Annotated in this window: 10 protein-coding genes; 9 read left to right on the top strand and 1 reads right to left on the bottom strand. The window is 43.4% G+C overall.

All coding sequences use genetic code 11. From position 1 onward, the window contains the following. The first annotated feature begins 4 nt into the window (after window positions 1-4). The 8 genes from FFR00_RS00050 (at window position 5) to FFR00_RS00015 (ending at window position 7,977) form a co-directional block, all read left to right on the top strand. A complete protein-coding gene (locus tag FFR00_RS00050) occupies window positions 5-919 on the top strand; it encodes a glycosyltransferase family 2 protein (protein WP_201798662.1) in 915 nt (304 codons plus the stop codon). Next, entirely contained in the window at window positions 912-1,994 is a 1,083-nt protein-coding gene (locus tag FFR00_RS00045) for a glycosyltransferase (protein ID WP_201798661.1), read from the top strand. Before FFR00_RS00050 ends, FFR00_RS00045 begins: the two co-directional genes overlap by 8 nt. Window positions 1,995-2,012: 18 nt before the next feature. After that, window positions 2,013-3,182, top strand: coding sequence for a glycosyltransferase family 4 protein (locus FFR00_RS00040; RefSeq protein WP_137671329.1), 1,170 nt, complete (start codon window positions 2,013-2,015; stop codon window positions 3,180-3,182). After that, a complete protein-coding gene (locus tag FFR00_RS00035; protein WP_137671328.1) occupies window positions 3,183-3,794 on the top strand; it encodes a sugar transferase in 612 nt (203 codons plus the stop codon). Beyond that, window positions 3,791-4,411, top strand: a complete 621-nt coding sequence (locus FFR00_RS00030) for an acetyltransferase (RefSeq protein WP_137671327.1) — start codon at window positions 3,791-3,793, stop codon at window positions 4,409-4,411. The genes FFR00_RS00035 and FFR00_RS00030 overlap by 4 nt, the downstream gene beginning before the upstream one ends. 82 nt (window positions 4,412-4,493) lie before the next feature. After that, entirely contained in the window at window positions 4,494-5,663 is a 1,170-nt protein-coding gene (locus FFR00_RS00025) for a DegT/DnrJ/EryC1/StrS aminotransferase family protein (protein WP_137671326.1), read from the top strand. A 34-nt stretch (window positions 5,664-5,697) separates the two neighbouring features. After that, a complete protein-coding gene (locus FFR00_RS00020; RefSeq protein ID WP_137671325.1) occupies window positions 5,698-7,596 on the top strand; it encodes a nucleoside-diphosphate sugar epimerase/dehydratase in 1,899 nt (632 codons plus the stop codon). 9 nt (window positions 7,597-7,605) lie between these two features. Beyond that, entirely contained in the window at window positions 7,606-7,977 is a 372-nt protein-coding gene (locus tag FFR00_RS00015; protein WP_137671324.1) for an AAA family ATPase, read from the top strand. A 70-nt stretch (window positions 7,978-8,047) separates the two neighbouring features. On the opposite strand, the gene FFR00_RS00010 is transcribed toward FFR00_RS00015, so the two are convergent. Next, window positions 8,048-9,829, bottom strand: coding sequence for a long-chain fatty acid--CoA ligase (locus tag FFR00_RS00010; protein ID WP_137671323.1), 1,782 nt, complete (start codon window positions 9,827-9,829; stop codon window positions 8,048-8,050). Between the two features lie 603 nt (window positions 9,830-10,432). On the opposite strand from FFR00_RS00010, the gene galT reads away from it, so the two are divergent. Further along, window positions 10,433-11,063, top strand: a 631-nt coding sequence (galT, locus tag FFR00_RS00005) for a galactose-1-phosphate uridylyltransferase (RefSeq protein ID WP_137671322.1), incomplete at its 3' end; no start/stop codon positions are given.

Raw genomic sequence — 11,063 nt, 5'->3', positions numbered from 1 at the left:
GGTTTTGGCTGTAGATATCGTTATCGTAAATTGGAACTCTAGAGAACTACTAGAAAAATGTGTTGAGTCGATCATCAAGTTTGGTGGCGAACATCTTGGAAAAATCGTGGTTGTTGATAATCACTCTAGTGATGACTCTTTGCGCTTTATAGCTGATTATCCTGAGGTAGACTTACAACAACTTACTGCCAATAAAGGCTTTGCTAGGGCTTGTAATTTAGGGGCTGCGCAATGCAGTGCTGAATATTTACTTTTTCTAAATCCCGATGCGGCATTATATGAAGGTACGCTTAACGGGGTTGTCGAGTTTATGCAGCGTTCCTGTAATCAAAACGTTGGCATTTGTGGGGTCAAATTAATGGATGAGCATAATCAGGTTGCTAGAAGCTGCTCGAGAACAGCCTCTCCTTTAGGCTTATTTTTTCACTCCATTGGTTTGGATAGGCCTTGGCCAAAGCTAGGTCAGGCCATGAGGGAGTGGGACCACTTAAGTAATCAAAACGTTGACCAAGTCATCGGTGCATTTTACTTCGTGAGAGCGAAACTGTTTGCTGATTTGTCAGGTTTTGATGAGCGATTTTTTGTTTATTATGAAGAAGTTGACTTTGCTTACAGAGCACTTAAAAGTGGTTATTCAAGTTATTTTCTATCAGATGTTAGTGCTTATCACTTAGGAGGTGGAACCTCCGACCAAGTTAAAGCAAGCCGCTTGTTTTATTCATTACGTAGTCGCTTGCAATATGCTTATAAACACTTTGGCTACGCTCAAGCGAGTTTTGTTGCTTTTACGTCGCTGGCCTTTGAACCTATCGTTCGGTCGTTAAAGGCTTTAATGCGTGGCGATATTCAGAGTATAAAAGAGACCTTTGCCGCGTATAAAAAACTAATACTTTGGGGAGTTGGGCAATCTAGTGAGTAAAATAATTAAGGTGCTAGCGTTAACTAAGTACTCTTCTCAAGGAGCTAGTTCGCGATTAAGAACGCTACAATACCTTCCTTACTTAGATGGCCAAGGCTTTAACGTTGAGGTAAACAGCTTATACGATAACGCTTATCTGAATAAGCTATATGCCACCGGTAAAAGAACAGGTTTTTTAAGCCGCTATTTGTTACGGTTAAAAGTATTGCTTAGCGCTGCTCGCTACGATTTAGTGTGGATAGAAAAGGAGGTGTTTCCTTTTTGTCCGGCGCTGGTAGAGCGTGTGTTCAAAATGTTTCGTATTCCTTATGTTGTTGATTATGACGATGCTATCTACTCCCATTATCAGCTTTCTAAGCATTGGTTGGTAAGAGTTTTACTTAAACATAAGATCAGAAAAGTCATGCAATTATCTTCCCACGTTAGTGCTGGTAATCAACACTTAGCTGATTATGCAAAATCTTCAGGTGCGCAGGCGGTTTCAATTATCCCTACCGTTCCAGATTTACAGCGTTATCACACTAAAGCACAGAATGAAGAACAATCTTTAGTCATAGGCTGGATAGGTAGCCCCACCACTCAAGTCTACTTATATGATATTGCAGAGCAGCTAGCTTGGCTTGCGCAAAAGTACTCTGTTCGTTTGCATTTAATGGGAGCGACAGAGGACGCTATTTCGAATCTGCCGAACACTAATCTAGAAATTTTTTCCTGGAGCGAAGCCGGTGAAGTTCCATTTATTCAGAATCTAGATATCGGCATTATGCCGCTTAAAGATGGTCCATGGGAAAAAGGAAAATGTGGTTATAAGTTGATTCAATATATGGCTTGTGGCGTATCAGTAGTTGGCAGTCCTGTAGGCGTTAATGAAAAAATTGTTCTTGAAAGTGATAGTGGTTTATTGGCTGATACTCCTGAGTCTTGGCAAGAGGCATTAGTCGCCTTGCTTGAGTCTAAAGATAAGCGAGAAGGGTATGCTAATAACGGCCGTAAGGCGGTGGAAGAGTATTATTCTTTACAGGTTCAGCAAGTTACTTTAGCTAATATTTTGCGGGATGTCGCTGGGGCAAAGTAAGGGGAGCAGAATACTTAGATGGCCAAGATAAGCAAGAGCAGTAAACTGAATTCAAGTAGGGTGTTGGTAATCGCCAGCTTTGCTGATTCCATTTTAAGCTTTCGTGGTGACTTGCTTAAAGCGATGCAGCAGCAGGGTAAAGAAGTACATATTGCAGCGCCAGACTTTTCTCTAGAGCAGAAAAAAGCCCTAGTTGAATTGGGCATTACACCGCATGTTTATACCTTGCAGCGTACTGGTTTAAATCCAATAAAAGATGCAGCTAGTGTGTGGTCGTTGTTTCGTTTAATTCGCAGACTAAAGCCTCAGCAAACACTTGCTTATACCATTAAGCCGGTTATCTATGGTGCGCTTGCTGCGCGCTTTGCTGGTGTAAAAAGTGTTTACTCGATGATTACCGGTTTGGGTTACGTGTTTACTCAGCAGAATACAACTAAACAAAAAGTGCTGCATACCCTAGTTAGTCTTTTGTATAAATCAGGCTTAGCCTGCTCAAACGGGGTGTTTTTTCAAAACCCAGATGACCGTAAGCTGTTTGTTGATAAGGGCCTAGTACCAGAGCAAAAAACTAAGTTAATTAACGGCTCTGGGATTAATTTAGCTCGTTTCCCACTATTAAGTTTACCAGTCATAGATAGCCAGCAGCCCCAAATACACTTTTTGTTAATTGCTCGGCTGCTTAAAGATAAAGGTGTTGAAGAATACGCCGCTGCTGCCCAAAAGCTTAAACAGCAAGGTTACCAATGTGTTTTTCATTTGGCTGGTTGGATTGATGATAACCCGAGCGCGATTGCTCAATCAGATTTAGATACTTGGATTGCTAACGATATCGTCAAGTACCATGGGCGAGTAGAGGATGTGGCGGGCTTAATTGCGCAATGCCATGTTTACGTATTGCCTTCTTACAGAGAAGGAACACCGCGTACTGTGCTAGAAGCCATGAGTTGCGGCAGAGCGATAGTGACTACTGATGCACCAGGTTGCAGAGAAACCGTGAGTGATGGGGTGAATGGTTATCTCGTGCAGCCGCAAAGTGTAGATTCATTAGTTGTGGCTCTAAAACGTTATTTTGAGCAACCTGAACTGCTTACTCAACAAGCCGCTGAAAGCCGTCAGCTTGCAGAGCAGAGATACGACGTTCGTTTGGTTAATCAACAAATCTTGCAATACATGGATGGAGAGAGCTAGTTGTTTAAGGACAAGGTGTTTTACTTTTTTGAACGGATCGCTGCGGCAATTTTGTTGGTGTTATTGTCTCCGTTATTTTTGTTGCTCTGCTGGCAGGTAGCCTCAAAGCTTGGCAAGCCCATTTTTTTCACTCAGCTGCGCCCTGGTTTGCAGGGTAAAGCGTTTAATATGATTAAGTTTCGCAGCATGCGCGACGATAAAGATGCTCAAGGTAACTTACTCTCCGACGCAGAACGACTAGGCTCATTTGGCCGTGCACTTCGAGCAAGTAGCGCCGATGAACTTCCAGAATTGTGGAATATTGTAAAAGGTGAAATGAGCTTTGTAGGGCCACGTCCATTGCTTATGGAGTATTTACCTCTGTACTCGGCTGAACAGGCAAAGCGGCATGATGTTAAACCTGGGATAACTGGTTGGGCGCAAATTAATGGTCGTAACGCATTAAACTGGCAGGAAAAATTTGAGCTGGACGTTTGGTACGTTAATAATCGGTCCCTTATCTTGGATATCAAAATACTGATACTTACCGTGAAAAAGGTGTTTGTTAAAGATGGTGTGAGCGCAGAGGGCGAGGCAACCATGAGTAAATTTACTGGGAACAGTGAATCATGAAATTAGCTATTTATGGAGCCGGAGGACACGCTAAAGTTGTTGTGGAGCTAGCTAAGCAGTTGGGTTATCAAACTATTTGCTTGTTTGATGAGCGCTGGCAAGGGCTTGGCGAAACCGAAGGTTGCCAGGTGATAGGCGGGTGGGCAGAGATGCTCACCTTTGTTACCACCAATACCGATTACGCCGTGCACGTTGCTATTGGCAATAATTCCACACGCTTGAGCCGTTTACAGCAGCTTCTGCAGTTAGGCCTTAAAATACCGATACTGATTCACCCTAAAGCCCATGTGTGTGCCTCGGCACGACTTGGTGAAGGAAGTGTTGTAATGGCAAACTCAACGATCAGTGTAGGATGTGAGATTGGATTAGGAAATATCATAAATCATAATAGCTCCATTGATCATGACGTAATTTTAGCCGATGGCGTACATATAGCACCTGGTTGTAACCTTGCTGGTGAGGTAAGGGTGGGTTGCGCCACAATGGTTGGAATCGGCAGTTCCGTTATACAGCAAATTGTCATTAAAGATCGAGCTATCATAGGGGCTGGCTCTGTAGTGGTGAAAGATGTGAAGCCTGCTGAAAAAGTGTACGGAAACCCTGCCAAAACACACTAATTACTTAGTCCAAAGTTGTAGCTTGTCTATTTTTAACGCATTATAGAGCTGCAAATTTAAAGGATTAAAAATAGTAAAAGATATGCAAGATTTCCCTCCTTGGCCCAGCTTTACAGAGCAAGAAGCCCAAGCTGTAAGTAAGGTTCTATTATCTAATAAAGTTAACTACTGGACTGGTGAACAAGGTAAACACTTTGAGCAAGAGTTTTCAGAGTGGGCTGGAGTTGAGCATGCCATTGCCGTTGCCAACGGTACCCTAGCTTTAGAACTCGCATTAAGGGCTTTGAACATTGGCGAAGGCGATGAAGTTGTTGTTACCTCGCGCACTTTTATAGCATCAGCTAGTTGTATTGTTAATGTGGGGGCTACCCCAGTTTTTGCTGATGTCGATCTAGACAGTCAAAATGTTACTGCTAGTAGTATCTCAAATGTGACTTCAGGCAAAACCAAAGCCATTATTTGTGTACATTTGGCTGGCTGGCCTTGCGAGATGGACCAGATAAACACTCTGGCGAAAAAGCATGATTTATTTGTTATTGAGGATTGCGCTCAAGCACATGGCGCGCTTTATAAAGGCAAATCTGTTGGCAGCTTAGGTGATATAGCTGCATGGTCATTTTGCCAAGACAAAATTATGACTACTGGTGGTGAAGGAGGCATGGTGACGACTAATAGCCGAGCACTCTGGAACAAAATGTGGTCATACAAAGACCATGGAAAATCCTATGACACGGTGTTTAATAAACAACACCCACCAGGTTTTAGATGGTTACATGAAAGCATCGGCAGCAATTGGCGCATGACCGAAATGCAAGCTGCCATTGGCCGTATTCAATTACAGCGTATGCCTAGTTGGCAACAACAACGTGAGGCGAACGCTACGCTATTATCTAGCTGCTTGCGTGAATTCTCTTTTATCCGAATCCCTCAAGTGCCTGATTATATACAACATGCTTATTATAAATTTTATGTATTTATTGAAGTAGAAAAGTTAAATGGAATAACTAGAGATCAATTAATAAGCTGTTTAAATGAAGTGGGCGTGCCTTGTATGCAAGGCACCTGCAGTGAGGTTTACCTTGAGAAAGCATTTGATGGTTTAGATGTTTTGCCTAGCAAGCCCCTAGAAAACGCAAAACAGTTAGCGGCTAACTCATTGATGTTTATGGTTCACCCTACTATTACTCGTGAGGATATGCTCGCGGTGTGCAAAAAGATAACGCTAGGTTTACAAGGCTTGCTTGGCCAATAACTGCTAGCGCAAATATGATCTAAAAGGAATTTAGATGTTACCTCAGTTAAATGCGATGAGTTGGTTTGAATTACCGACTCGAAGACAAAAAATCGCTATAGTTTTTGGCTTAGACTTACTCTTTCTAAGTTTGGCTTTCTGGGGCGCATTGTGGGTGCGTTTTGAGTCTGCTCATTATTTTTATGACGTACCTACATGGGTAACATTCGTATCGGTGATCGTTACTACCCTTGCTGGATTTTGGTATTTTGGTTTATATAGGGCTGTACTGCGCTACATAAATGAAAAAAACCTGCAGGCGATTTTATTTAGTTTTGCGATTGCCACCTTGCTAATGATTGTCGCTTCTTTTTATTTACAAGCCGTTATTCCAAGAACCGCGCCATTTATTTATCTAGCCTTTGGAGTGATATTTTGTGGCGGTACGCGTTTTGCTATTCGCTTTATGTTTGTTTGGTTGGAAAATGCCACTAAGCAGAACGTGATTATTTTTGGTGCTGGGGATAGCGGGCGCCAACTGCTTCAAGCTATTGGCCAAGGCGATGATTTTCAAGCGGTAGCGTTTATTGATGATAAAGAAGAACTACGTAACTCATTGATTCATGGTTTAACCGTATACCAACCTAAGCAGTTGCCAATGCTTATTCGTCGCTTTCACGCCACCAAAGTACTTTTAGCTATTCCTAATGCTGGTACCAAACGCCGTGCAGAGGTACTAACAGCACTGGCGGATTTGAATACCGAAGTATTAACAGTCCCTCGGCTTAATGACTTAGTCACCGGTGATGCAAAAGTTGATCAGATAAAAGAAGTGGATGTTGAGGATTTGCTCGGCCGGGAGTCTGTAACACCAAACGCGCACTTAATGGAAAGTTCTATCCGCAACAAAACGGTGCTGGTGAGCGGTGCTGGTGGCTCTATCGGCTCAGAACTATGTCGTCAGATCCTACAATTTAGACCTGCTCGCTTATTGTTAGTAGAGCGTTCAGAAGTCGCTTTGTATCAAATTGAACGAGAGCTTAAGGAGATGCGTGAAGCACTGGCTTTAAATATCGATTTAGTCCCATTGATGATTTCAGTTCAGCATTTACCCCGTTTAAGTGCAATGATGGACGCCAGTAATGTTGATACTGTTTATCATGCCGCAGCTTATAAACATGTTCCTTTGGTGGAGCAAAATGTGGTTGAGGGGGTATGTAACAATGTATTCGGTTCATACAATATTGCGCAGGCAGCCATAAAAGCTAAGGTCAAAACCTTTGTATTGGTGTCTACTGATAAGGCAGTGCGCCCAACTAATGTGATGGGGGCAACCAAACGCTTGGCTGAACTGGTTATGCAAAGCTTAGCCGAGCAGCAATCTGGCACTACCATAAGTATGGTTCGCTTCGGCAATGTGCTTGGTTCTTCAGGTTCGGTTATCCCATTATTCAAGGATCAAATTCGCAAAGGTGAAGCTCTAACAATTACTCATCCAGACATTATTCGTTACTTTATGACGATTCCTGAAGCGGCTCAGTTGGTTATTCAGGCCGGTTCAATGGCCAATGGTGGTGAGGTATTTGTGCTTGATATGGGTGAGCCAGTAAAAATAGCTGAATTAGCGAAACGCATGGTTCATTTGTCAGGCTTGGAAGTTCGTGACGATGAAAACCCCGATGGAGATATTGAGCTTCAATACACCGGCTTAAGACCTGGCGAAAAGCTATATGAAGAGTTACTGGTAGGGGACGATGAACGCCCAACAGATCATCCTAGGATCCTTACTGCCAATGAGAGCTTTATGCCATGGAACGAATTGATGGCTTTATTTGATGAGCTCAACGATGCCTGCGAAGCCATGGATAAAGATGCCGTTATCGCCTTACTTAAACAGGCACCGTTAGCTTATTGTCAGGAACAAGTTAAGCCTCAATTAAAAGCGGTTTCTTAGTAACGACTTATGACAACACTGACTCTTATTCGTGGTTTACCCGGTAGCGGAAAATCTACCTTGGCAGCAACTATTGATGCGGTGCAATTAGAAGCAGACATGTATTTTGTGAACAAGCATGGCGAGTATCTATATCAAGCTGAACAAATTGCTCAAGCCCATCAATGGTGCCAGCGAGAAACTGAGCGAGAGTTAGCATTGGGAAATGATGTCGTGGTAGCGAATACTTTTGTTCAGCAATGGGAAATGCAAAGCTACAGAGATCTAGCTATCAAATACCAAGCAGAATTAAAGATACTAGTTTGCAAAGGTGAGTATCAAAATGTGCATGGAGTGAATGAGCGAGTGATTGAGGCTATGCGCAAGAAGTGGCAAGACTAAAGTTTATGACGGTACATTATCAATAATAAAGGCGCTTCAAGCGCCTTTTTTATTGATTGCAGGGGGTGATTTAAGCAATCCGTTTTTCTGCGTACATCGCACTGATTTGTTCTGCAAAGCGGCTTTCAATTACCGCTCTACGTAGTTTCAAGGTTGGCGTTAGTTCGCCTTGTTTCATGCAGAACTCTCTAGGCAATAAGGTAAACTGTTTTACTTGTTCAAATCGAGCTAGATTAGTTTGCACTTGTTTTAGCCTTGCTTGTATTAGCTGCTTAATTTCAGCATTTTCTAACAATTCATTGCGGTGCTGCCACTTAATACCTAGCTGTTTGGCATGTAGTTCTAGCGCTTCAAAAGCAGGTACAATTAAGGCCGACACAAAGTGACGAGCATCAGCAATAATGGCGACTTGTTCAAACAAGGGCTCGCGAATTAATGCGCCTTCAACCCTTTGCGGGGCAATGTATTTTCCGCCTGAGGTTTTCATTAACTCTTTAATGCGCTCGGTAAGTACTAGGTTACCTTCAGCATCTAGATTCCCTGCATCACCCGTATGTAACCAGCCGTCGATAATGGTTTCTGCGGTGGCTTGTGGCTTATTAAAGTAGCCGCGCATTACCGTGTCGCCTTTGACTAGAATCTCTCCTTGCTCGGAAATTTTTATCTGCAAGGCCTCTAGGGGGTGGCCAATGGTGCTAATGCTTTTCTGTGTTTCGCTATAACAAGAAACAGTGGCGGTAGACTCGGTCATTCCATAGCCGTAATTAATTGGCACATTCAAACTTTGGAAGAAACGGTTTATGTCATCTGCCAGTCTAGCGCCAGAGCAGGGCAGTAGGCGTGCAGGGCCAAAGATGGCTCGAAGTTTTGACAGTACTAACTTGTTGGCTAAACGATAACGTATGTTTAACCAAGCAGAAGGCTGCACTTGTTGTTGCTTAGCGGCTAGCCGAAGTTCAGCTACTTTTAAGGCCCAATGAAACAGTTTCTGTTTAGAGGCTGAAGCAGTGGCAACTTTTTGCAAAATTGCTGCATGAATTTTTTCGTATAAGCGAGGCACGCTGCACATTAAGGTTGGCTGGCTGCGTGGCAAGGCGTCTTGAATGAGCGCAGGGTCTTCCAAATATACGTTGGTTGCACCACGATACAGTACGTAATAAGTCCAAGCGCGTTCAAATACGTGGCTTAGCGGTAAAAAGCTAAGCGACACATCTTTATTGTTCACACTTAAACGTTGATCGTGCATAGCAAACGCTGCAGCAAAGTTAGCATGATCTAGCATTACACCTTTAGGCTCGCCGGTGGTGCCCGATGTGTAGATGAGTGTGGCTAAGTCATCCATTTTTAGGTTTTGTTGGCGCTGCTCTAGTTCATCTACGTCAATAGTTTCGCCTAAGGCAAGCAATTGCGGCAAGCTCATCACGTTTTCTTGTTGAGTATGCTCGCTTTCTTCAAAACAGATTAAGGTTTCTATTTGGCCACTTTTCAGTAGTTCTAAACCTATTTCTACTTGCTCAGCTTGACCAACAAACAAAATCTTGCAGCCAGCGTCTTTTAGAATGTACTGGCTTTGATCCAGGGTATTAGTAGGGTAGATAGGCACCACACAACCTCTAGCAGCCAAAATACCCAGGTCAGTTATGGTCCACTCAGGCATATTGGGTGACATAATTGCCACACATTGCTCTTCCTGGTGACCTAAACCAATTAAACCTTTTGCGACTAGCGTCCATTGCTGAGAAAAATCTGTCCATGTAAAGCACTGCCAAGCTTGGTTGCGCCAAATTTTTAGCGCTACATTCTGAGCTTGCTGCTTAACTTGTTCGCTAAGCAAGGTAACGATGTGCTGCATGTATTTTACCTTTAAACGGATGAGGGCGAGATGCCACAATAAGGCGGCTATTTTAGGCAGTTTTACTTGGGCGAACAAGTGTAAGCTCAACATAATTGAAATTATATTTTGCTTTATTCTGACTCTGTGAATATAAAGCCTGTTAACTGCTAATAACTCATTGAAGTTACACTGCTTTATATGGATTTATTGATTAATGATGAACGAATATGAATGACGAGCTACATAAAACAGGACGGAACCCTATAAGATAAGGTAAACGTTATCCTTTATGTGTTTTTATCTTTCTAAAACTCCCCTTAACTCTAGTTGTCAATTTATCGCAAAGAATAACAGCCTCGAGTAATAACTAAGTGGCAGTAACTATAGAGAGACAGCCCATTTTTAGACTTATCGTTGATGATTTAACCATTAAAATTGGAAACGTTTTCCCTTTCGTGCTTCAATATATAGATAAAGAGTAGAGCGAATTACTTTTACTTGAAATCTGGGGCTACCCCGGCTTGCCTTAGGCGGCCAAGTAGGGATCTTTCGGGAGGCGGCTCAAGTATTGGTTTTTGCACTATCGGACTCGCCAAGTAGTAGCATTTTAGTGGAGCCTTCATGTTAAACACAAACTTTGACCCTACCGAACATCCGCATCGCCGTTATAACCCCTTAACGGGGCAGTGGATATTGGTGTCGCCGCACCGTGCTAAACGCCCCTGGAGCGGCCAAGATGAAGCACCGTCTACGGCGACGTTGCCGAGCTACGATGCTGGCTGTTTTTTGTGTGCTGGCAATACCCGTGTATCGGGTGATAAAAACCCGGATTACACGGGCACTTATGTCTTTGGTAACGATTTTGCTGCACTGATGACCGATTCACCCAGCGTACCCGCTGCCACCGACCCCTTGTTTACCAGCATGGAAGCCCGTGGTTTAAGCCGGGTGATTTGTTTCTCGCCAGACCACAGTAAAACTCTGCCGGAGTTATCCACCACGGCAATTCGTGGCGTGATTGATACCTGGAATGAACAAATTGAAGAATTAGGTAAAGACTACCTGTGGGTACAAGCCTTTGAGAACAAGGGCGAAACCATGGGCTGCTCGCAGCCTCATCCACATGGCCAAATCTGGGCCAACAGCTTTCTCCCTAACGAGATTGAGCGTAAAGACCAACACTTGCGCGATTATACCGCCCAGCACGGCAGCAACTTGCTGGTGGATTACGCCACTCGAGAGCAAGCCGATG

The sequence above is a fragment of the Agarivorans sp. Toyoura001 genome, assembly GCF_005405585.1.
In the GTDB taxonomy this organism is placed as follows: domain Bacteria; phylum Pseudomonadota; class Gammaproteobacteria; order Enterobacterales; family Celerinatantimonadaceae; genus Agarivorans.
Note: the sequence above shows the minus strand (reverse complement) of the source record. Positions and strands in the feature narration are given on the sequence as shown.

Coding starts and splice junctions, on each gene's coding strand:
- FFR00_RS00015 (WP_137671324.1), top strand. CDS start 7,606: ATGACAACACTGACTCTTATTCGTGGTTTACCCGGTAGCGGAAAATCT.
- FFR00_RS00040 (WP_137671329.1), top strand. CDS start 2,013: ATGGCCAAGATAAGCAAGAGCAGTAAACTGAATTCAAGTAGGGTGTTG.
- FFR00_RS00025 (WP_137671326.1), top strand. CDS start 4,494: ATGCAAGATTTCCCTCCTTGGCCCAGCTTTACAGAGCAAGAAGCCCAA.
- FFR00_RS00020 (WP_137671325.1), top strand. CDS start 5,698: ATGTTACCTCAGTTAAATGCGATGAGTTGGTTTGAATTACCGACTCGA.
- FFR00_RS00010 (WP_137671323.1), bottom strand. CDS start 9,829: ATGCAGCACATCGTTACCTTGCTTAGCGAACAAGTTAAGCAGCAAGCT.
- FFR00_RS00030 (WP_137671327.1), top strand. CDS start 3,791: ATGAAATTAGCTATTTATGGAGCCGGAGGACACGCTAAAGTTGTTGTG.